25 protein-coding genes and 1 tRNA gene are annotated in these 21154 nt (G+C 57.1%); 13 read left to right on the top strand and 13 right to left on the bottom strand.

From position 1 onward, the window contains the following. Nucleotides 1-27: 27 nt before the first annotated feature. Both thiL and DXY31_RS00490 read right to left on the bottom strand, forming a co-directional pair. Nucleotides 28-1029: a thiamine-phosphate kinase gene (gene thiL, locus DXY31_RS00495; protein WP_114990513.1), complete on the bottom strand. Its 1002-nt coding sequence runs from the start codon at nt 1027-1029 to the stop codon at nt 28-30. 5 nt (nt 1030-1034) lie between these two features. Beyond that, entirely contained in the window at nt 1035-2153 is a 1119-nt protein-coding gene (locus DXY31_RS00490; RefSeq protein WP_371638897.1) for a peptidylprolyl isomerase, read from the bottom strand. Nucleotides 2154-2185: 32 nt separating this feature from the next. Here DXY31_RS00490 and efp point away from each other — a divergent pair, with 32 nt between their 5' ends. Then, a complete protein-coding gene (gene efp / locus DXY31_RS00485; RefSeq protein WP_114990510.1) occupies nt 2186-2749 on the top strand; it encodes an elongation factor P in 564 nt (187 codons plus the stop codon). A 2-nt stretch (nt 2750-2751) separates the two neighbouring features. Further along, the gene (gene accB / locus DXY31_RS00480; protein WP_114990506.1) at nt 2752-3237 is read left to right on the top strand and encodes an acetyl-CoA carboxylase biotin carboxyl carrier protein; all 486 of its coding nucleotides are present in this window, start codon (nt 2752-2754) and stop codon (nt 3235-3237) included. Here the strand turns inward: accB and pdxA are convergent. Next, nucleotides 3224-4258, bottom strand: a complete 1035-nt coding sequence (gene pdxA, locus DXY31_RS00475; protein WP_114990503.1) for a 4-hydroxythreonine-4-phosphate dehydrogenase PdxA — start codon at nt 4256-4258, stop codon at nt 3224-3226. The two genes, accB and pdxA, sit on opposite strands and share 14 nt — an antisense overlap. Between pdxA and DXY31_RS00470 the strand changes: the two genes are divergently transcribed. After that, complete coding sequence (locus DXY31_RS00470) at nt 4245-4448, top strand: 4-hydroxythreonine-4-phosphate dehydrogenase (RefSeq protein WP_244279412.1); 204 nt, start codon at nt 4245-4247, stop codon at nt 4446-4448. The genes pdxA and DXY31_RS00470 overlap by 14 nt on opposite strands. Here the strand turns inward: DXY31_RS00470 and DXY31_RS00465 are convergent. Next, nucleotides 4414-5340, bottom strand: coding sequence for an SDR family oxidoreductase (locus tag DXY31_RS00465; RefSeq protein WP_114990497.1), 927 nt, complete (start codon nt 5338-5340; stop codon nt 4414-4416). The genes DXY31_RS00470 and DXY31_RS00465 overlap by 35 nt on opposite strands. A gap of 30 nt (nt 5341-5370) precedes the next feature. Between DXY31_RS00465 and DXY31_RS00460 the strand changes: the two genes are divergently transcribed. Continuing rightward, nucleotides 5371-5607, top strand: a complete 237-nt coding sequence (locus DXY31_RS00460; protein WP_244279411.1) for a serine protease inhibitor — start codon at nt 5371-5373, stop codon at nt 5605-5607. A gap of 22 nt (nt 5608-5629) precedes the next feature. On the opposite strand, the gene DXY31_RS00455 is transcribed toward DXY31_RS00460, so the two are convergent. Beyond that, the gene (locus DXY31_RS00455) at nt 5630-6061 is read right to left on the bottom strand and encodes an HNH endonuclease (protein ID WP_114990493.1); all 432 of its coding nucleotides are present in this window, start codon (nt 6059-6061) and stop codon (nt 5630-5632) included. Nucleotides 6062-6316: 255 nt separating this feature from the next. Between DXY31_RS00455 and DXY31_RS00450 the strand changes: the two genes are divergently transcribed. Beyond that, a complete protein-coding gene (locus tag DXY31_RS00450) occupies nt 6317-7825 on the top strand; it encodes a DEAD/DEAH box helicase (protein ID WP_114991062.1) in 1509 nt (502 codons plus the stop codon). Here the strand turns inward: DXY31_RS00450 and DXY31_RS00445 are convergent. The 3 genes from DXY31_RS00445 to DXY31_RS00435 all read right to left on the bottom strand — a co-directional run bounded on the left by DXY31_RS00445 (nt 7780) and on the right by DXY31_RS00435 (nt 9206). Next, nucleotides 7780-8199, bottom strand: coding sequence for a hypothetical protein (locus DXY31_RS00445; RefSeq protein ID WP_244279410.1), 420 nt, complete (start codon nt 8197-8199; stop codon nt 7780-7782). The two genes, DXY31_RS00450 and DXY31_RS00445, sit on opposite strands and share 46 nt — an antisense overlap. A gap of 11 nt (nt 8200-8210) precedes the next feature. Beyond that, nucleotides 8211-8627 (bottom strand): DUF6554 family protein, encoded by a 417-nt coding sequence (locus DXY31_RS00440; RefSeq protein ID WP_114990490.1) that lies wholly within the window; start codon nt 8625-8627, stop codon nt 8211-8213. Between the two features lie 63 nt (nt 8628-8690). Next, nucleotides 8691-9206, bottom strand: a complete 516-nt coding sequence (locus tag DXY31_RS00435; protein ID WP_114990487.1) for an AbrB family transcriptional regulator — start codon at nt 9204-9206, stop codon at nt 8691-8693. A gap of 118 nt (nt 9207-9324) precedes the next feature. Between DXY31_RS00435 and DXY31_RS00430 the strand changes: the two genes are divergently transcribed. Further along, complete coding sequence (locus DXY31_RS00430) at nt 9325-9642, top strand: chemotaxis protein (RefSeq protein ID WP_114991060.1); 318 nt, start codon at nt 9325-9327, stop codon at nt 9640-9642. Between the two features lie 20 nt (nt 9643-9662). After that, on the top strand, nt 9663-9926 hold the full coding sequence (locus DXY31_RS00425; protein ID WP_137024840.1) for a hypothetical protein: 264 nt from the start codon (nt 9663-9665) through the stop codon (nt 9924-9926). 407 nt (nt 9927-10333) lie between these two features. Here the strand turns inward: DXY31_RS00425 and DXY31_RS00415 are convergent. Continuing rightward, nucleotides 10334-10405, bottom strand: a tRNA-Gly gene (locus tag DXY31_RS00415). A 53-nt stretch (nt 10406-10458) separates the two neighbouring features. Continuing rightward, complete coding sequence (locus tag DXY31_RS00410; RefSeq protein ID WP_114990477.1) at nt 10459-11610, bottom strand: alanine--glyoxylate aminotransferase family protein; 1152 nt, start codon at nt 11608-11610, stop codon at nt 10459-10461. 53 nt (nt 11611-11663) lie between these two features. Between DXY31_RS00410 and cbiD the strand changes: the two genes are divergently transcribed. The 6 genes from cbiD to mrdA all read left to right on the top strand — a co-directional run bounded on the left by cbiD (nt 11664) and on the right by mrdA (nt 18532). Then, nucleotides 11664-12836, top strand: coding sequence for a cobalt-precorrin-5B (C(1))-methyltransferase CbiD (gene cbiD, locus DXY31_RS00405; RefSeq protein WP_244279427.1), 1173 nt, complete (start codon nt 11664-11666; stop codon nt 12834-12836). 51 nt (nt 12837-12887) lie between these two features. Next, nucleotides 12888-14474: a glutamine-hydrolyzing GMP synthase gene (guaA, locus tag DXY31_RS00400; RefSeq protein ID WP_114990470.1), complete on the top strand. Its 1587-nt coding sequence runs from the start codon at nt 12888-12890 to the stop codon at nt 14472-14474. 291 nt (nt 14475-14765) lie between these two features. Beyond that, a complete protein-coding gene (locus tag DXY31_RS00395; protein ID WP_170953465.1) occupies nt 14766-15542 on the top strand; it encodes a histidine phosphatase family protein in 777 nt (258 codons plus the stop codon). Between the two features lie 168 nt (nt 15543-15710). Beyond that, the gene (locus tag DXY31_RS00390; protein ID WP_114991058.1) at nt 15711-16322 is read left to right on the top strand and encodes a hypothetical protein; all 612 of its coding nucleotides are present in this window, start codon (nt 15711-15713) and stop codon (nt 16320-16322) included. A gap of 18 nt (nt 16323-16340) precedes the next feature. Next, a complete protein-coding gene (locus tag DXY31_RS00385; RefSeq protein WP_114990464.1) occupies nt 16341-16721 on the top strand; it encodes a hypothetical protein in 381 nt (126 codons plus the stop codon). Between the two features lie 5 nt (nt 16722-16726). Then, a complete protein-coding gene (gene mrdA, locus DXY31_RS00380; protein ID WP_114990461.1) occupies nt 16727-18532 on the top strand; it encodes a penicillin-binding protein 2 in 1806 nt (601 codons plus the stop codon). Nucleotide 18533: 1 nt separating this feature from the next. Here mrdA and DXY31_RS00375 read toward each other — a convergent pair whose 3' ends face one another. Genes DXY31_RS00375 through psb34 form a run of 3 tightly spaced genes read right to left on the bottom strand, consistent with a single transcriptional unit; the run spans nt 18534 to nt 21119 of the window. Then, on the bottom strand, nt 18534-19682 hold the full coding sequence (locus DXY31_RS00375; RefSeq protein ID WP_114990457.1) for a glycosyltransferase family 1 protein: 1149 nt from the start codon (nt 19680-19682) through the stop codon (nt 18534-18536). 14 nt (nt 19683-19696) lie between these two features. Beyond that, the gene (locus DXY31_RS00370; protein WP_114991055.1) at nt 19697-20893 is read right to left on the bottom strand and encodes an NAD-dependent epimerase/dehydratase family protein; all 1197 of its coding nucleotides are present in this window, start codon (nt 20891-20893) and stop codon (nt 19697-19699) included. 58 nt (nt 20894-20951) lie between these two features. Beyond that, complete coding sequence (psb34, locus tag DXY31_RS00365; protein WP_114990452.1) at nt 20952-21119, bottom strand: photosystem II assembly protein Psb34; 168 nt, start codon at nt 21117-21119, stop codon at nt 20952-20954. Nucleotides 21120-21154 lie beyond the last annotated feature (35 nt).

Below are 21154 nucleotides of genomic sequence, written 5' to 3'. Positions count from 1 at the left end.
CCTCCCACCGGGAGGGATTTTTTTTGCTCATGCGTTCTGAAGCCCAGAGCTGAAGTGATCAAATCCATCACTGGCAACAGGAACTCTGCTGTCAGTCCACACAATCTCATTGATTTGAGCGGTGATGCTGCCAATGCGGCGGCTGTTGGGTTGGTGTTCAAGCCAGCGCTGCGCCCAGACGGCTGGGAGACTCAGCACCAGTTCAAAATCTTCGCCGCCGTTCAGACACCATTGATCCCAGAGCTCTCCAGCAGGCCATCCTTCTGCCCGCGGAAGCCAGTCATAGGTCAGTTGAGCTCCGCATTGACTGCTGTTGCAAACAGCCTTCACCGCCGCCAAAAGCCCGTCACTGCTGTCCGTGCCGGCTGCTCTCCAGGGCAAGTCCTCAGGTTTGTGCTCGAGCAGGGTGGTCAAGGCATCTAGCCGGGGTCTGGGGCGACGATGTTGGCTGATGGCCTGGTGTTGAAGGCCGTCTGCTAGTACAAAATTGCTATCCAAAGTCGGATCACCTTGAAGCAGTGCTAGCCCTAAACGGCTCAGACCATGGGCGCCACTGGTCACGAGCCAGTCGCCTGGACAGGCATTAGCGCGGTGCAGGTGGAGAGGCCCCAGTCGACCGAGCGCGGTGATCGAGATCAGTCTTTGACTGCCTGCGGAGCAATCCCCTCCCAGCAGGATGCCTCCGTAGCAGTTGAGAGCTTCGCTGATCCCGCAGTAAAGATCCTCCACCCAGTTCCATGGGGTGTTTCCCGGTGCCACCAGAGCCACCGTGATCCCCTCCACAGCAACGGCACCGCTAGCTGCTAGATCCGACAGGTTGGTCGCAACGGCCCGCCAGCCCACATCCGCTGGGCTAGTGGTGCGCTCACTGAAGTGAATGTCTTCCACCAGAACATCAGTGTTCACCAGCAGTTGCCTGGGGTCGGGGGCCAGGGTGGCTGTGTCATCAGCCATCTGGCCCGGTGGAGCGAAGCAGGCCAGCCGCCTGAGTAGCTCCTCTTCACCCAGCTTCGCCAGTGTGACAGTCACTCAGCTCAGGCGTGCTGCTGGAGTCGATCTGCACCTTCGACCACTTTGATCTTTTTGATCTCATCGTTGACGCCCAGTTCCTCGAGCACATCGAACCCGTCCACGACATAACCGAAGGCTGCATTGCGCCCATCCACCAGATTCAGCCCTGCAGGCGTCAGCTCCGCTTCGTAGAGAAACAGAAAGAACTGGGATGAGCCGTCATCGAGGGCCTGATCGGAGTGCGCCCAACCCAACGTTCCCAGGGTGGCGAAGGGAAGAACTGGTGTGGCTTTGAACAGACCCACGTCTTCGAAGGTCTGGTTGTAAAGGGTTTCCGGCTCATCGGGAACACGGATTTCCAGGGGCACGTGACGTTCTTGCTTGGTTTTTGGATCCACGTAACCAATGTCAGGTCCTTTGGGATCGCCGCTCTGCAGGATGTAGAAATCCTCCGCACGGTTGAACGGCAAACCGTCATAAAAGCCTTTCAGGCTGAGATCAATGAATGCCCCTGCGGTGAGCGGTGCGTTGTAACCGTCCACTACGGCAGTGAGATCGCCTTCTGTGGTTTCGATCACCACGGTGGCTCGACCTGCCAGCCTTGGCAGGTCATCGAATTCTGACGGGATGTCAGGCAGCCGGTCATCAATCAGCAATGCTTCCAGATCACCGATCTGGCTGAGGGCCTGGCGCCGTGACTGAATAAATCCCAATTTGTCTTTGTCTTCAATGCGTTCTTGGAGAAGGTTCAGGTCATCAGCTACCGCATCAAGGATCTGTTCAGCCTTTGATTGATCGTCGCTGGGCATCGCGGCGATGATTGCGCTCTTCCTATCGCTCAGTAGGGATTGGGTGCGCTTGAGGCCGCGTCCAAGAGCACTCCAGCGCTTGGCACGCAGGTCGTCACTGGTGCCTTCAAGTTGATGTTGAAGATCGCGTAGGTCCTGCTGATTCATGGGTAATGAATCGCGCAGGATCGCCGCTGGATCCTGCACGGCGTTTCCTTGGGGCAGTCCCGCCCAGGCCGCAGGGGTCCAGGCCACCCCAACCAGCATCAGCAGGCTGATAAGCCATGCGCTCAAGCGCTGAAATCCCAACCGAATCGCCAAGGAGAACCCCAGGTGCTGAAAGGACTTTGGCACAGCCGTATGATCCCCTGAACCGTTCGGCGGGAATGATCTCCAGCAACGACTTTCGCACCGGCACCACGATTGAGCTCGACGGTGCCGTTTGGCGCGTGGTCGAGTTCCTGCATGTGAAGCCTGGCAAAGGTTCGGCCTTCGTTCGCACCAAGCTCAAGGCTGTCCAGACCGGCAGCGTTGTTGACAAAACCTTTCGCGCCGGAGAGATGGTGCCTCAGGCTTTGCTGGAGAAAGCCACCCTCCAGCACACCTATATGGAAGGTGAGGACTTTGTCTTTATGGATATGTCGAGCTATGAGGAGACCCGGCTCACCGCTCAGCAGATTGGTGAAAGCCGCAAATACCTCAAGGAAGGCATGGAAGTGAGTGTGGTCTCGTGGAACGAGAAGCCCCTTGAAGTTGAATTGCCCAACTCCGTTGTGTTGGAGATCACCCAGACCGACCCTGGCGTGAAAGGTGACACTGCCACTGGTGGGACCAAGCCTGCGATCCTCGAAACCGGTGCTCAGGTGATGGTTCCTCTGTTCCTCTCAATTGGCGAGAAGATCAAGGTGGACACGCGCAACGATTCCTACTTGGGTCGGGAGAGCAGCTGATCATGCAACTCGATCACGATCAGCTTCACAAGCTTCTGGACGCCCTGGGTGAGAGTGATATCCAGGAGTTCCGCCTTGAAGGCGACGACTTTCGCCTGGAGGTTCGTCGCAACCTGCCGGTCACAGCTGTGGCTGCTCCGGTGGCCCCTGTTGTCCAGCCTGTGCCCCCTGCCCCTGTCGTTGATGTCCCTGCTCAGGGGGAGACAGCTTCAGCGGCCCCACCGCCTGCGGCGGGTTCCCGTTCTGATCTGGTTGATGTCACGGCACCGATGGTCGGTACCTTTTACACCGCTCCTGCTCCAGGGGAAGCTCCCTTCGTGGAGATCGGTAATCGGATCAATGCCGGTCAGACGATCTGCATTCTTGAAGCGATGAAGCTCATGAACGAGCTGGAAGCAGAAGTTGCCGGCGAGGTGGTGGAAATCCTTGTAGATAACGGCACTCCGGTGGAATTCGGTCAGGTGCTGATGCGCGTCAAGCCCGGCTGAGTTCCCAGGCCGCCTGGATGGCGGCCAGCATGCTTGCTCCCCTTGCCACTCCTTGTCCGGCAATATCAAAGCCTGTGCCGTGATCTGGAGAGGTTCGCAGAAAAGACAAGCCCAGAGTGGTGTTCACGGCCTGATCGAAGGCCAGCAACTTCACGGGAATTAGGCCCTGATCGTGATAAAGGGCCAGGATTCCATCAGGTCCGTTTTGACCAGAATCATGGCTCCAGGCCTTAGCTGCACTCAGCCAGCAGGTGTCTGGCGGTAAGGGGCCTTTTAGCTGAACGCAAGGATGCTCGCTCGTCCACCTCTCCAGTAGTGGGTTCAACCACAGTTGCTCTTCTTCTCCGAGTTGCCCCTGCTCTCCGGCATGTGGATTGAGGCCAGCCACCAGCAATTGAGGAGCAGGATTGAAGCGCAGGCAGAACCCTGCCAGTTCATCGAGCTTGCGTTCAACCAGATTGGCCGTGAGAACCTCTGGAACCTGTCCAAGCGGGATGTGTGTGGTGGCCAGCAGTGTGTTCAGCCTCCATCCGGTTGCTGGGGAGACAGCCGTGAACAGCATGGAGGCGGTTTTGCGTCCATCCAGTTCCGCCAGACGCTCTGTCTGACCGGGATAGCGATGTCCGGCTTGATGCCAAGCATGTTTCGCGATCGGTGCGGTCACCAGTGCTCGTGCTTGGTGCTGTTTGACCAGCTCCACAGCTCTGCTCAGCCAACGGAACCCGGCTTCTCCGCTTCTGACTCCTGCTTCGCCGGGAGGGAGAGGCCCTCCAGGTACCGGTAGATCCTCAATCGTCAGTGCCTCTGGATCCGCGATGGGATCCTGTGTGTGCAGTCTCAGGTGGTCAGCGGTCTGTTGCAGGCTGGCCCTGCAGCCCACAAGTAGAGGCATCGGCATGTCCGCTGGTCGCCTGGGATCAGCCAGGGCTTTCAGCGTGACTTCCATGCCAATTCCAGCAGGATCACCAAGTGCGATCACAAGGCGCTGTTTAGCGTCATGGCATTCGATGAATGTGGTCATGCTGCGTTGGCTGGTGATTGGCCTGTTGCTCTTCGGTTTGGGAACGGCGCTTCGGGAGGGCTGGTTGGAAGTTCAGTGGAGTCGCATGCTGAATGATGCAGGTCTGACCTTTATCGATCCTGATCAGCCCTTAAGGCTGCATGAGATTCCTTTGTTCAGTCCGGAGCGCTCCGAGTCGGATCCTCCATGAGTCTTTCCTCGACCAGACAGTGGGAGAGTCCGCTGCGGAAGTTGGGATGCACCATGGTGTAGCCAAGTGTCTTGCAAAGAAGATCGTTGCTGACTCTGCGGTTTTCGGCCCAGAAGCTACGGGCCATGGCACTCATCTCAGCCTCAGCATCCACGTAACGGCGAGCCTCCGGTAGGTCGCAGTCCAAAAGGTCTGCGGCATGACGCTGCATCACATGACTCGGAGCTGGCTCGTGATCGCAGATGTTCACGACTGGAGGGTGCTGCCCTGCGGCAGAGCAGTGCATCAGGTGCAGGCATGCCGCGGCAATGTCGTCGACGTGCACCCGGCAGAACACCTGCCCAGGCTTGTGCACGGGTTTCAGGGTGCCAGCCTTCACAGCGGCCAGAGGTGAGCGACCCGGTCCGTAGATCCCAGGTAACCGCAGAATCTGTACGGGTAGTCCGCTGTTCAGCCACTCTTGTTCGCAGATCAAACGTCTGCGGCTGCGATCCAGGCTTGGTCGTGGTGCATCCGCTTCACTCACCCAGGCCCCTCCTGTGTCGCCGTAGATGCCGGTTGTGGAGAGATAGCCGGCCCAGCGAAGGGGCAGTTGACTGAGCTGAGACCTCATTGTCCGCAAAACAGGGTCGGTTTGATCACGGCCTGGGGGAATGGTGCTTAGCAGATGGGTGACGCCACGCAGCTCCGAGTCTGTTGGTACCACGTTTTGATCAGTGTCAAAGCGCAGAGCTCTGCTCTCGGGATCGGGGTTTCTGCGAGTGGTGAGCACCCTGATGTTCAGGGCTTCAGCCAGAGCAGCGACCCGACGTCCACTGAAGCCAGCTCCAAGGATGCACAGCGTGGATCCAGCGGGCAGCGATCGGCAACGGTTGACAAGTGATTCCGGCATGAGTACAAACGTATCAGTGGCAATGCAGCCGTGACCAGTTCCTGTCTTCCTCTGATGTCCTCTCCGGCACCCATGCTGCCTCGAAGTGCGGATAATCGCAGGATTGTGATCTCGACTGGCGAGAGTGCTGCGCTGCGTCGCTTGGCAGCGACCCTGTTTGCCTCGGTCTTGGTGAGCGCGGCCTTTGTGCTGGCACCTGAGCAGCCTCAACAGCAGGCCTCAATCTGTGAGCAGCATCACTCAGCAGAGGCTTGCAGAGTTTGGTGATCAGGGATCGGGCTGCCTTGGTTCAAGCAGCCTCAAGCCCCCAGTCGTGATGCCTCTGATTGTTGAGGGATGCGTCGGCTGCCATCGATGCACTAGTGGTTTGATTCAGTTCAGGTTGTGCCCATTGCAGAAGCCTCAGTGCAAGGCGCAAATCACCATCCATCCAGGCACGAATCGCCATGGCTCGGCGCGGATCGTAAAAGCGTTGGCGCCGATACCAGTCAAAAACGTCGGAATCTGATTTGTGTCCATTGCATGAGAGACAGGCTGGAACACAATTTTCTGTAATGCTTAAACCACCTTTAGCTCTTGGAAGAATATGATCAATTGATTCTGATTGTTTACCGCAGTAAATACAGCTTTTGCCTGTGTAAGTGTGTAGCGATTGACGCCATCTTCGGACTCTCAGTTTAGGGCATAGATCTTCGAGGAAAACCGCGTCCCTGTTATGCATCCGAATGGTTCGGTTGTGATAATTCTGTCGCTTTCGCTGGGTTCGTCAATGTGTTCTTCGCTGCATTTTTGGCACTTTTTCAAGTGTGATATTTGAGCTTCAAGGCCCTTGTGGTGATCAGAAGAAGCAATACAATTACATTTGCTTTGCTGAGTTGTTGTTACGGCTTCATCAACGTCCTGCTGCAGCCTTGGGCTGACCCCTTCAGGACTTGTGAGGGTCAGCTATCCCTTTGATGCCGTGACCCATGCGCAGATGGGCCGGATCAGGCCTCGGGGACTCTGGAGAGGCTCGCAGCATGGCTGGGAATTTCCACTGGCCGCGGCCGAGTGCCTTCTCGACCGTTTGGGCTCACGTTTTCGGGTTGACGAGGAACTGGAGCGTTGGCTGGATTGGCACCGTCATCCACTGCCGCCTCTTCCTCATCACCGGGAGCTGATGGCCACTGCTGACCTGGATCAGCCACTTGCTGATGGTCGTACACCGCTTCCTCATCAACGTTCAGGTGCTCGCTGGCTGCTGGCACGTCGTGGTGCCTTGCTGGCTGATGAGATGGGGTTGGGAAAGACGCTCACATCCCTTCTGGCGGCTCGTGCGTTGCTGCGTGTGGTGCCTCTGCGCCTGATGGTGATCGCTCCTGTGGGACTTCATACGCACTGGCAGCGCGAAGCGGAATCTCTTGATCTCGAGTGCACACTGCACAGCTGGGCCCGCTTGCCGGGCGACCTTCCGGAAGCGGGAACCCTTTTAGTGGTTGATGAAGCCCATTACGCCCAGTCACTTCAGGCTCAGCGGACCCAGGCCCTATTGCGCTTGGCCCGTCATCCGCGGCTGCGTGCGGTGTGGATGCTCACGGGCACACCCGTCCGCAATGGTCGACCGATTCAGTTTTTTCCGCTACTGGCGGCCATGGATCATCCACTGGCGCGCGATCAGCGTTCATTTGAGGAGATTTTTTGCCAGGGACACTGGAGTGAGCAAGGTGGTCGGCGCCGCTGGCGTGCCGATGGTGCAAGTCGTCTGAAGGAGTTGCGGCGCCTCACCCGACCATTGGTTCTGCATCGACGCAAGCAGCATGTGCTTGGTCTTCCTGCCAAGCAGCGACGCTGCCATGGCATTTCATTGGCTGCTGATCAGGCGCTTGGATTCGATCACCGTCTGCGTCTTGTGGTGGAGGACTATCGCCGTCGTGTGCAGCTCGGTGAAGTGCGTTCGGATGCTGAATCACTTGCCCTGCTCACCTCCCTACGCATGATTGCGGCGGAATTCAAGCTTCCAGCTGCTCAGGCTTTGGTGGAGCAGTTGCGTGCTGATGGTCAGGCGATCGTGCTGTTTAGCTCCTTCGTGTCTCCGTTGCAGCTCCTGCAGCAGCGGCTGGGTGGTGAACTCTTAACCGGTCGGCAAAAACCGGAACAGCGACAGGCTGCTGTGGATCATTTTCAGGCTGGTGGAACGGATCTGCTTTTGGCGACCTATGGCTGCGGAGGGTTGGGATTCACACTGCATCGGGCACGTCAGATTGTGCTTCTGGAGAGGCCCTGGACCCCAGGTGATGTTGACCAGGCGGAGGATCGTTGCCACCGCATCGGCATGGATGGTGGGCTGACCAGCCATTGGCTTCAGCTTGGTCTGGCCGATCAGCTTGTGGATGGTCTTGTGGCTAGCAAGGCTGACAAGATCGAGTTGTTACTGGGCCCACGTCGTATCAGCGTGGATCGTCAGCCATTGCCGGTCATGGTGGCCCGTTGTTTGCAGGATTGCTGACGCACATCCAGCTCGTGCTCGAGTAGAGGATCTCTGGATTTGTTCTGGTCTTTGAGCAGGGATATGGCCTGGCTTACATCAGCGCAGGCCTCGTCATCACGCCCCATCAGTGTTTGGATCAGTGACCTGTCGGTCAGCGGCACTGGATCGCCAGGGTGGCTCACCACAACCGCATTGCAACGCTCCAGGGCTTGGTCCACTCGCTGCAGATTGAGATCTTCAAGGCAGCTGGATGCTTTCAACTGGGGATCGGGCGACACAGCTTGAGGACTCTTGGCGTTCTTGCAGGCCTGGATCGTGAGTAGCAGAACACCGATCAGGAGAACCGACTTTGGCCATGTGGTCCGCCAATCGGCTCGCGTAGGCCTATGCAATGTCAAAAGTTTCAGTAGCTGTATCGATCATCAGCATCCCAGTCCGTTGAGGTCGCACCGTTGGAGCTGCTGTTCGTGATTGTGCTCGCACTGGTAGCGCTTGAGGACTTCTTGGAGGTTTTGCCTCCGAACAGATCCCCCAGATAACGACCGCAATCCGGATAGCTGCCGGGTTCCTCCACCACTGTTTCGGTGATCATCACAGCCGCATGCTCTGGAGATGTCTTGAACACTCCACTGCTCTGTCGTTTGATCAGGGCATAGGAGGCCTTGAAGCTCACGGAGTGATCATTGCCATTGCTGCGCATGTAGCAGTACACCTGAGCGCCCTTTTTGGAGTCGGCGCTTGCTGCCTCAACAGGTGCAGCTGCGAGCAGCATCCCCGCCAGTGGCAGCAGGACGGCAAGTCGGGTGCGGAGGCTGGCCATTGATGGACAGAGAAGGCGATCTGCGTCAACGTATCGGCTCGTGTTTGGCTGTCCAGAGGGGAATCAGGAATTGCCCAGTCCGAGAGGTGTAAGCAGTTTCACCACCAGTGGCAGGACCAGAAGCACGGTGATCAGTCGTACTGCGTGCAGTGCTGCGACAGCGGCGCCAACGCCGTAATCCTCTCCGACCAGGCTCATGCCACTGATTCCGCCAGGCGCTGCTCCGAGCAGGGTGATCAGTGGATCGACTCCAAGCAGACGACTGGCCCAGAGACCAACCACCAGACCTGTCATGACCAATGTGAGAGTGATCAGCACTGCTGGCTTCCAGAGATTTTGTAACTGCTCGAGAGATGTTTGCGTTAGTCCGGTGCCGATCACAGTTCCGATTCCGATCTGAAGAGCGGTGCGTGTACCGGGCGGCCATTCGGCAACCTCAAGACGCCCGCTCATGCTCACCACCGCAGCACCGATCAATGCGCCCGCAAGCGGTGCGGCTGGAATCCCAGTTCTCAGGGCGAGTAGTCCCATACCAGTTCCGGCTAGGGCATACACCAGCAGGATCATCAGAGAAGGCATGGAACCCGCAGGCAGCAGATCTCTTAGTTTGAATCCACAGCGGGAACGCTTTGTCGCACAGCTCTTGAGAGTTGGTCACCCATGTGTTGTCATCAGGCCAGCACTCGCCCGTCTTCGGATGACTCAGTCCGTGTCCTTCCGCATCACTCGTACGGCGGAAGATGTCGCTCAGATGCTCAACGCCCTGTCGCAGCGTCTGGTCAGGCTTGAACAGCGCCTGGAAAGCCTGGAGCTGCAAGTGCGTCAGCAGCGCAGCGAGGCCGAAACCATGCCTGCTGAACAGCGGCAGCGTCTGGATGACGTGGATCAACTGCTGCTCGATTGCCAGGAGTTGTTGAACAGCACTGAGCTTTGCTCGGATGCGGCTACAGATTCAGCTGGAATGTTGTCTCAGCCTTCAACGAGTGAGTCTGAAGGCGAGGCTGTGGCTGCATGAGGCTGGCCGGAGGTGGCAAAATGAAAAGAAAGCTGACCATGGCTCCCACAACTGTCTCAACCTCTGGTCCTCGCAATACCGGCAAGAACCGTTGCTCCCTCGCTCAAGGCTCATCGGGATTGTCGTCTTCAGGTTCCAGCGGGTACATCGAGGGTGGTCATCAGCTTGAAAAGCTTGAATTCGCCTTGGCCGTAGCAATCACCCGCGGCGATCGAGCCAGGTCCGATCAGTTGCGTGCTCAGATTGCAGAGCTGGGCGGCAACATCGAAGAACCAGGCACCTGAGGTGTCATTTGATCGTTGAATGGAACGTTATAAAAATGCATGCTTGAGGTCTCATAATTCTTATATGAGCTTTTTTGTGGATTGATATTTTCCGCGGTCATTTGTTAATATCAATGCAATGGTTTATTTGTCGCTGTGACGGCGTTGTTGAAATCTCCTGTACCCCTTCAATCCGTGGAGCCTGACCGAGAGCAACTGCTCAGTCGAGCACGACAATGGTTTGAACAGGCTCGCACCCAGGCAAGTGAAGGAAACACCGCTGGATCAGCCCAACTGATCTTGAAGGCACTTAATCACGAACGCAGAGCGGGGAGTGTTGGCCCACAGGTTATTCAACTGATTAAACCCAGGGCTTCAACCTCAAGCTGGGGTAATCGAAGTTGATATTTGATTGATCAATCAATTCAAGCGGGTGACCGGATTTGAACCGGCGACGTTCAGCTTGGGAAGCTGACATTCTACCGCTGAATTACACCCGCATATTCACAATCTTATCCCATCTTCGTAGTTTCTCAACAGTTATTCTGGCGTCTCACCGACTCAGGATTTCCGAGGCTGCGCTCAATCCAGCACCCATGGATCCCTTGTGCAGGCCGAGCGAGTGCAGAACTGATTCGATTGCTGCTACTGCCATCAGTAAATCTCGGTCGCAGACAAATCCAAGATGTCCGATGCGGAACACCTTGCCTTTGAGATGGTCTTGGCCACCAGCGAGCAGAATGTGATATCGCTCTTTCACAGCTTTACGCAACTGTTCGGCATCGATGCCATCAGGTGCTACGGCAGTGATGGCAGGACTGCTGTGGCCTTCTGCAGCGAACAGCGGCAAACCCATGGCCTTCATGGCTGCCAAGGTGGCATTGCTGTGTTTTGCATGCCTAGAAATAATTGATTCCAGACCTTCGGCTTGCATCATCTCCAATGCTGCTTCCAGAGCGAAATAGAGATTCACTGCTGGGGTGAAGGGATTGCTGTTTTTGGCGGCCGTTTTCCTGTAGGGGCCAAGGTCTAGATAGAACTTCGGGAGATCGGAACGTTCGTAGGCCTTCCAGGCTCGTTCGCTCATGGCAACGAAGCTCAGTCCGGGGGGCATCATGTAGCCCTTTTGGGATCCGGAGGCAATCACATCCAAGCCCCAGGTGTCCATCGGAACATTGGCAGCTCCAAGGCTGGTGACGCAGTCAGCAATGGTGAGAGCCGTGCCGTGGGCTCTTACATGGCTACTGATGGTCTCAAGGTCATTGATGACTCCGGTGGAGGTTTCGGAGTGGGTGAGGATCACGGCCTTGATCGATTTGGCAGTGTCAGCTTCCAACGCGCTGCGAAATGCGTCGGGATCAAGGGGTTGCCCCCACTCGGCTTGGATCACGTCCACATCCAGGCCGTAGGCCTGTGCCACTTTCACCCAGCGTTCACCGAACTTGCCGTTGTCACCGCAGAGCACCTTGTCTCCACGGCTGAGTGTGTTGATGATGCCCGCCTCCATGGCGGCCGTGCCGCTACCGGTGATCACGAGCACATCGCTGCTGGTTTGATGCAGCCAGCGCAGCTGCGCATTGGTGCGTTCCACCACGGCCTGAAATTCGCCGCTGCGATGGCCGATCGGGTGGCGGCCCATCGCCTTTAGCACTGTTTCAGGCACCGGGGTGGGTCCCGGGATCATCAGGGTGAGCTTGTCCTGCACGGGCTCAAGGGGTGCCAATCGTTCATCCTAAAAAATGATCTGCATGGCCTCCCATCGCCACACCATCTGCCTTTTCAGGAACCGGGTTGACTCTGCCTGTCTGGGTGGGGGCGGCGGCGCGTGCTGCGGCCCTTGTTTTGAGTGGGTCTGCGGTACCCAGGAGCGTTGACCTCAGGATCCCTTCTGAGCAAGGTCTTCGTCGGGTGGAGGTGCATGCGGCATCGCTGCTGGATGGTGGTCAAAAGGCACTGGCGATCAGCATCTGCGATCCCGGCACTGGATTGGATCTCACTCGCGGCCTGGAGATCTGGGTGCTTGTGAGCCGTAGCTCCTCCAAGAAGCGATTGCAGATCCACGCCGGCGAGGGCGTTGGCCGGCTGGAGGACGACGGTTCACTCTGTATCTCAGGTTTCGCTCGCGAGTTGCTCGAGCTCAATCTCAGCGATCTGTTGTCGGTTTTGGGTGGCCTGGACGTGGAGGTGGTGTTGCCGCGTGGGCGAGAGTTGGCACTGCGAACCAGCAATTCCGCTTTTGGTGTGGTCGAAGGACTCGCCTTGATTGGCACCCAGGCGGAGGTGCAGACCAGTGCTTCTCCTGATCAGCTGCAGTTGGCTCTTGACCGGTTGCGCGAGCTCACTGCTCAGTCTGGTTTCGCGGGTCGGCTGACGCTTGTTATTGGTGAAAACGGCTTGAATCTGGCTGAGCAGCTGGGACTCTCCGATCAGCAGCCGCTGCTCAAGTCAGGAAACTGGATCGGGCCCCTCTTGGTGGCTGCTGCCGAATCCGGAGTCAGGCAGCTGCTTGTGCTCGGATATCACGGAAAACTGATCAAATTGGCGGGGGGAATCTTTCATACCCATCACCACCTTGCTGATGCACGTTTGGAAGTGTTAGCTGCTCTGGCCGTGCAGCAGGGGCTCCGTCTGGAATCCATTCGAGCTCTGCTTGAAACCGCTTCGATGGAAGAGGCTTGGAGTTGGCTGCAAGTCCATGATCTGGAGCAGGCCATGGGTCTCTGGATGGCCATGGCTGAGACGGTTGAAGGGCGGAGTGAGGCTTATCTGAAGCGCTATGGCTGCACCGGGATGCGCGTGGGTGCAGCCCTGTTTAACCGGGATCGTCAGCTGCGTTGGGCCGGACCTGAAGGACTGCTGATGCTTCGCCATTGCGGCCTTCAACTGCAGCCGGTGGTTTCTAATTCAGGTCAAGGCCCTTCTCTACGCTGATGAATTGGCGGCCGATTTCCGCGGCCTTCCGTTTCACGGCTTACGTGCGAGATGTCCCAGGTTCCGATTGAAGGTCAGCGTCAGCCGGCCATCGTCATTCTTGATTTTGGCTCCCAGTATTCCGAATTGATTGCTCGCAGGGTGCGAGAAACTGAGGTGTTCTCCGTGGTGTTGGGGTACAGCACAGCTGTTGAAGAGCTGCGCAAACTGGAGCCCAAGGGGATCATCCTCAGCGGCGGCCCCAATTCGGTGTACGCCGACGGTGCTCCTCTTTGCGATCCAGAGATCTGGTCGATGGGGATTCCGGTTCTCGGCGTTTGCTACGGGATGCAGCTGATGGTGCAGCAGCTGGGCGGACGTGTGGTGGCAGCCACCGGTAAGGCGGAGTACGGCAAAGCACCGCTTGAGGTGGATGATCCCACTGACTTGCTCACCAATGTGGACAACGGCTCAACAATGTGGATGAGTCATGGGGATTCCGTGGAGGCTCTGCCGGAGGGCTTCGTGCGTCTAGCCCATACGGCCAATACCCCTGAGGCGGCCGTCGCTCACCATGAGCGCCAGTTGTATGGCGTGCAGTTTCATCCCGAGGTGGTGCACTCCACTTGCGGCATGGCGATGATCCGCAATTTCGTTTATCACGTCTGTGGCTGTGAGCCTGACTGGACGACAGCAACGTTCATTGAGGAAGCTGTTAAACAGATTCGCGATCAGGTCGGTGAGAAGAGTGTGTTGCTTGCTCTCTCAGGTGGCGTGGATTCCTCAACCTTGGCCTTTCTGCTCAAGAAGGCTATTGGTGATCAGCTCACCTGCATGTTCATTGATCAGGGCTTCATGCGGAAGGGCGAGCCTGAGTTCCTGATGGACTTCTTTGACCGCAAGTTCAATATTCACGTTGAGTACATCAAGGCCCGGCAACGGTTCCTGACCAAACTCAAGGACGTCACCGATCCGGAGCAGAAGCGCAAGATCATCGGTACCGAATTCATCCGTGTGTTTGAAGAGGAGAGCCGTCGCCTCGGTCCTTTTGATTATCTGGCCCAGGGCACGCTGTATCCCGATGTGATCGAGAGTGCTGGAACCAATGTCGATCCCAAAACAGGCGAGCGGGTGGCCGTGAAGATCAAGAGCCACCACAACGTGGGTGGTCTTCCCAAGGATCTTCAGTTCAAATTGGTGGAACCGCTGCGCAAGTTGTTCAAAGACGAAGTGCGCAAGGTCGGTCGATCGCTCGGACTTCCTGAGGAGATCGTGCGTCGACATCCCTTCCCTGGGCCAGGTCTGGCCATTCGTATCCTTGGTGAGGTCACAGCTGAGAAACTTGATTGTCTGCGTGATGCGGACCTCATCGTGCGTGAAGAGGTGAAAGAAGCCGGCCTGTATCACGACATTTGGCAGGCCTTTGCGGTTCTGTTGCCTGTGCGCTCAGTCGGGGTCATGGGTGACAAGCGCACCTATGCCTGGCCGATTGTGCTCCGTTGCGTGTCCAGTGAAGACGGTATGACCGCTGACTGGTCACGGTTGCCTTACGACCTGATGGAGACCATTTCCAATCGCATTGTCAATGAGGTGAAAGGTGTGAACCGTGTGGTTCTAGACATCACCAGCAAACCGCCTGGAACGATTGAGTGGGAATAGTGCCGAACTTCTAGAAAATCCTTCTTTGAATATTTGATTCATGCCGTCCCCAGGCCTTAACGTTCGAAGGATATTTTGATCTGAGGATCAATTCCCGAATCCTATCTTGTCAGAATTTACTCTCCGATTGGATTGATATTTGCTTGCTCTACAACTTCACTTCTAGTCAAAATAAGGATCAAATGTATCAAATTGATATTGATCGAGGGCTTGTTGATACACTCTGGCCTGCCTCTAAGTTGATGTAGTTTTTTTTACTTGTCATGGGTTGGCCTTATGCCTACGTTCAGGTTGAAATTGCTTTTTGTAATGCTTTTTGGTATGAATTACTTGAAGAACATTCGCCTTATTTCGACTTCTGCGGCTTTCGTCGCCGGAGGCCTTCTGGCAACATCAATCGCCACAAATACGCATGCGGCGAAAGCGGCTGTTGAGGATTACGAAATCAACGCAGCCACCATCTCTGGAGATCAGCAAAATACCGACTTTATTAATCGGGTCGGTGCAAAGCAGCTTGCCAATGATCTACGCCGAGGCGGCTATGTTGTTTATCTCCGTCATGCAAGAACCAATAAGGACTGGGGTGATCAGGTCAGTCCAAACTTGAACCTCGCTGAGTGCAGTACGCAGCGTCGATTGAGTCCTGATGGCAAAAAAGAGGCTATGCAGATTGGCAAAGGCATTAAGGCTGCAAGAATTCCTGTTGGTGATGTGATCTCTAGCGACTATTGCCGTGCTTACAACACTGCACAACTGGCATTTGGAAAATATACGAAAAATTCAAATCTGAACTTCCTGCCTTGTGTGGATTGCACCCCACAGGATTACAAGGAATATGCCAATAGGGTGTCTCCGCTTTTGTCGGCAATGCCAGCTTCAGGCACCAATACTTTTCTCGTTGGTCATGATGATCCCTTCCAGGGAGTGACCATGGGGGTGGTGCCGCCCGATGGAATTTATCCTGATCCGATGGGCGTTGCCTATGTGGTGAAGCCGATGGGTAATGGCCAGTTTGAACTGGTGGCCAAACTTCTTCCCACGCAGTGGAGAGCATTGGCTCAATTCTGATTCAGGTTGTTCGTTGACTTGATTCGGTTTTGCGTTGGTTCTGTCAAAAGAGCCAACGCTTTTTGATGCCGTTCAACCTTGGGGGGAGATTGGAGTGTCAATGAGTCCCTTCAGGGGGCTGGTAGGTCGCTGCCAGCGCCGATATCCTTGGCCCCCGGCTTCAAGGATGTGACCGCTGCCCAACAGCAGGACCAGCAACTGCAGCGCCGTCTCCAGCAGGACAGCATCCAGCTTGCTGGTAAGACCATCTACATCAACCCTTTCCTCTACTGGCGACGCTTTGACAGCAACACGGATCGTTGGCTGCGAGAGCCCGGACAGCTGAATGAGGATCAGATCCAGCAGAACCGTGGTCGTTTCTATCCAGAGCTGGAGTGGTCTCTGCTGGATCCCACAGATCAGGAGATCAAGGATGGCGCCGTGGAGATGTTCCTTAAAAGCCTGGAGCTGATCGGAACCTTTCATCCTGAGCTCACTTCCGGCCAACTGCTTGAGGTCGAGCGCAAGATGGCGATCACCAAAAAGCGCTCCTTCGAACGTTGGGTGGAGAAGTCGTACCGAAGGCGGTCTCGACTTCAAACCCGGGAGAAACGGCGTTTTGCGCGCGATCGCTTCTGGCGCGGCTGGTCCGAGTGGATTTCTCTTGAAACCACGCATCATGCTTTGGCACCGATCGTGGCGCTTGTCGTGCTGTCCGGTGTGATCGGCTGGTCATTGGGATCCTCTCGTTCAGCCTGTCCGACACTTGTTCTCCCTTCGGAGCAGACTGGGCTTCGTTGAATCATCAGGCTCGCCTCTATGGCCGATAGCCAACCACTCGATTCGCTGCGCTTGGCGCTGATGCAAGAGGTTCTGCCGATGGGACTGGCGTTTGTCGATCGCGTCCGCACCGAGGGTCCTGCCAAGGCGGTGGAGTCTGTTGCCAGGGGCGATGATCCTCTCGGTGATCTGCGACAGCAGGGTGAAGCAGCGGCACGGGAGGTCCGTGAACGTCTTGATCAGATCAGCCCTGGGCTGGGTAATCCTGTGATGACGGTGCAGGTGGAGGTGGATGAGCCTATGGAGGCGCAGGTCCGGTTGGACTCGGATCAGGGTGACTCTTTGCAGTTGCAGGAAGTCTTGACAAGGATTGATGGGCGTCTGCAGCGGTTGGATGCGCTGATCAACAAGGTGAGTTGACAAGGATGGCGGGTTCCGATTTCTCGCAACGCGATGGTCAGCGCCAGAGCGGTTTGCGTCAGCAGCCACTGGTGCTTTTGGCGCTCGTCCTGCTGGTGAGTGCGGCGATGGTCTCCCGCCTGGTGTGGCTTCAGGTACTTGAGGGGTCCCGCTATCGCCAACTGGCTGATGAAAATCGCATTCGACTCGTTCCTCGTTCACCGACACGAGGACGGCTGTTGGATCGCAAAGGGCGGGTGTTGGCCTCCAGCAAATTGACCTACTCCCTCTATGTCGAGCCACGATTGGTGGATGATGCCAGCTGGCCCGACCTGCGCGATCGTCTGGCCCGCTTGCTCAGCCTTGATGCGGCCGTACTGGATCAGCGCCGTGGCAGTGGACAGGCACGGGACGGTTATCGCATCAATCTGGCTACTGACCTAAAGCCTGAACAGGTACTGCGTTTCCGTGAGCAGTCGCTGGGATTGAAGGGAGCCCAGGTGGATGTGGACATCCTGCGCTTCTACCCCCACGGAACCCTGGCAGCCCATGCCCTCGGTTACACCCAGCCGATCACTGAGGAGGAATACAAGACTCTTGCCGAAAAGGGGTACAAAATTCGAGATCGCATTGGGCGCATCGGTGTAGAGGCGGCCTATGAAAGTCATCTCCGCGGTGCCTGGGGGGGGCAGATGCTGGAGGTGAATGCCATGGGCGAGGTGCAGCGTCATCTCGGCGATCGTCCTTCGGTTGCTGGTAAGGACCTCAAGCTCACTCTCGATCTGGATCTTCAGAAGGCTGCGGAGCAGGCTTTGGCTGACAAGCCTGGTGGCGCGATCGTTGCCATGGACCCCAGCAATGGCGCCATTCTTGCTCTGGCCAGTAAACCAACGTTCGATCCCAATTTTTTTTCCAAGCTCGTCACCACTCAGAAGGAGTACGACGCACTGTTTTCCAATCCGAAAAAGCCACTGCTCAGCCGGTCCATGAATGCCTATGACCCCGGCAGCACCTGGAAGGCCGTAACGGCGATGGCCGGCATGGAGTCAGGCAAGTTTCCTGCCGATACCAAACTCAACACCACCGCCTGCATCACCTACGGAGGTCATTGCTTCCCTGATCACAACGGTGCAGGCTTCGGTCGTATCGGCTACGCCGATGCCCTGCGTTTTTCCAGCAACACCTTCTTCTACCAAGTGGGTGTTGGCTCGGGATCCCTGGCGCTGAAGAAAGCCGCGGATGCGCTTGGTTTCCAACAGAAGACCGGAATCGAGATTGGCTGGGAGGAAAGTGTTGGGTTGGTGGGTGATGAGGAATGGGCGGCGGCTGGCCGCGGCTGGGCCGACCCCGGAACGACTCCCTGGATTCCTGAGGACATGGCCAGTGCCTCCATCGGCCAGTCGGTGGTGCAGATCACTCCCCTGCAGTTGGCCAGGGCTTATGCGGTGTTCGCGAATGGTGGCTGGCTGGTTACACCTCATCTGGCTGATCAAGGGCTGGACTGGACTGACCCTGCCAGGCGCTCAAAGGTGGAGATCAAACCCTCGACCCTGAACAAGATCCGCGAGGGTTTGCGCAAGGTGGTGTCAGATGGCACCGGATATGGATTGAATGGGCCTGGCATTCCACCGGCCGGGGGCAAGACGGGTACCGCTGAGGACAGCACCGGCGGACCGGACCATGCTTGGTTTGCCACCTATGCGCCCTATCCGGAGGGGAAGATCGTGATCGTGGCGTTCGCCCAGAACACACCTGGCGGAGGATCAGTGCACGCCCTGCCGATGGCCAAAAAGGTAATGGAGGTCTGGAACCGCACGCGCGGCAAGCAATGATTCAGGCGGCAGCGCTCAGTTGCTGCTTCTGGAGAACGTTGCGGTAATAACCGCGCAGCTGTTCAGTTGCTCCTGCCCAGCCCCAGCGTTCAGCCTCGTCCCGGGCAGCTCTTCGCAGGGACTGGCGTTCGATGTCGTTGCCGAGTAGGCGACGGGTGGCCGTGATCAGGCTGGCAGCACCTCCATCGTTGCCGTCGGGTTCATACAGACAGCCATTCACGCCGTCGGTGATGATGTCGGGAATGCCGCCACGGTTGGCTCCAACCACCGGGCAACCGGCAGCCATCGCCTCCAGCAGCACCAGTCCGAGAGTTTCCGTACTGGAGGGGAAGAGGAAGGCATCACCGCTTGCATAGGCACTTGCCAGCTCTTCACCGGCGAGGTAGCCCACAAATGTGGTAGCCGTGCCTTCGAAATGCTTTTCCAGTTGCTGGCGGTGGGGTCCGTCGCCGACCAACGCCAGACGAGCATCGGGAAGTGCTTCGAGCACAGGTTTGATGCGCTCGATCTGCTTCTCGGCGGAGAGCCGGCCCACGTAAAGCAGTAGAGCACCGCGGTCGTCATGATCGCCTGTAAGGCGTTGCCGCATGGCATTGCTGCGCAGCTCAGGACTGAACAGTTCGGTATCTACCCCTCGCTGCCAGAGATCCGTGTGCTGAATGCCCTTGTCACTCAGCTCCTGAACCATGGCGGTGGAGGTGCACAGATTCAAAAGCGCCTGGTTATGGGCGGCTTTCAGGAGTTCCCACAGCAGTGGTTCGAGCATGCCCATGCCGTAGTGCTCGAGGTACTTGGGTAGATGGGTGTGATAGCTGGCAACCAGAGGGATGGATTTGGTCTTGGCCAGCCAGATTCCCCCGAGCCCCAGCACCGCTGGATTGACAACGTGAATGAGATCAGGTTGGAAGTTGTCGATCGCCTCGGATACAGCCGGCCGCGGCAGAGCCAGCTTCAGCTCGGGATAGAGCGGCAGAGGCATCGCGGGCACACCGATCAGGCGTGCCCCCATGTACTCCTCTGGACAGCCTTCTGGGCAGAACACCATCACCTCATCGCCGGCGTCCACAAGATGCTTCACCGTTTTGGTGAGGCGGGTCACGATGCCGTCGACCTTGGGCAGGAAGGTTTCGGTGAAGAAGGCGATTTTCAAAGGAAGGGCCTGATTCAGGAGGCGGAGACGATGGCTTGTGCCTGGGTTTTGGTCCAGGCAGAGGTGCAGAGGATGCGGTTGCGATCGCAGCGATCGGCGTATCGAGTGGCGATTTCCACCACTTCTTTCAACAGACCGTCATCAAGGGTTGTGGGGTTGAGCCCCAGTTCAATGAAACAACGATTGTCCACGATCAGGTCGTTTTCAACAGCTTCATTGCGAGGGTTGGGCAGGTTGTTCACCTTGGCTCCGGTGAGGGCGGCCACTTTCTTGGCCAGTTCGCCCACCTGATGGCTTTCGGTCATTTGGTTGAAGATCTTGACCCGTTCGCCTTGGTCGGGGGGATTGTCTAGGGCCAGCTGGACGCAGCGCACGGAGTCGCGGATGTGGATGAAAGCGCGGGTCTGGCCTCCTGTGCCGTGCACGGTGAGTGGATAGCCAATGGCCGCTTGCATCAGGAAGCGGTTAAGCACTGTTCCGTAGTCGCCGTCGTAATCGAAACGGTTGGTTAGCCGTGGGTCTCGATCCGTCGCCTCTGTGTTCGTGCCCCAGACGATGCCCTGATGCAGGTCCGTGATGCGGACCTTGTCGTTCTTGTTGTAGTAGAGGAAAAGGAGCTGATCCAGCGTCTTGGTCATGTGATAGACGCTGCCAGGGCTGGCTGGGTGAAGGATCTCTTCTTCAAAGCGACTGCCATCGGGCTGGGGGACCTCCACTTTCAGATAGCCCTCAGGGATGGTGGCGCCTCTGTGGGAGCCGTAGCCATAGACGCCCATCGTGCCCAGGTGGACCACATGAATGTCTTGGCCGGATTCGACGATGGCGGCCAGCAGGTTGTGGGTGCCATTGACGTTGTTGTCGACGGTGTAGCACTTGGTGGCGCTGCTTTTCATCGAATAGGGAGCTGCGCGCTGCTCCGCAAAGTGCACCACAGCTTCAGGCTTTTCCTGATTAAGCAGGTTCACCAGCCGCTCATATTCATGCGCGATATCCATATGGACGAAGCGCATGGGCTTGCCGCCTGTCTCCTCCCAGGCTTTGAGGCGATCACCGATGTTCGCAATGGGTGTGAGCGATTCAACTTCCAGATCGATGTCGATTTTGCGCCGGCTCAGGTTGTCCACGATCACAACATCGTGGCCTTGATCCGCCAGATTCACGGCGCAGGGCCAGCCGCAGAAGCCGTCACCACCGAGAACGAGAACTTTCACCCCAAACTCCTGCTGAAGCGTGCGAGCCGCCAATGAGGTGCAAGCTACTACAGGGTTTTCAGCTGATCGCCACGGTCAGGGCCATCAGTGCCACCACCAGCACTGAGCCGCTGATAATCAACACTCTGGAGGCACTGCTGCGGCTGGTTTCCTTAGCCATCACCTCCATGCGCGGCTCCTTGGCGAAGGCATTCAGACGTCCACCGTCTTCGGTTGTGACCTGCATGGGTCCTTTGTGACTGGACGGACCTTATGAGTGCA

The organism is Synechococcus sp. UW179A, from assembly GCF_900473965.1.
GTDB lineage: Bacteria > Cyanobacteriota > Cyanobacteriia > PCC-6307 > Cyanobiaceae > Synechococcus_C.
The sequence above is the reverse complement of the archived record's forward strand: the minus strand, read 5'-3'. Positions and strand labels throughout refer to the sequence as shown.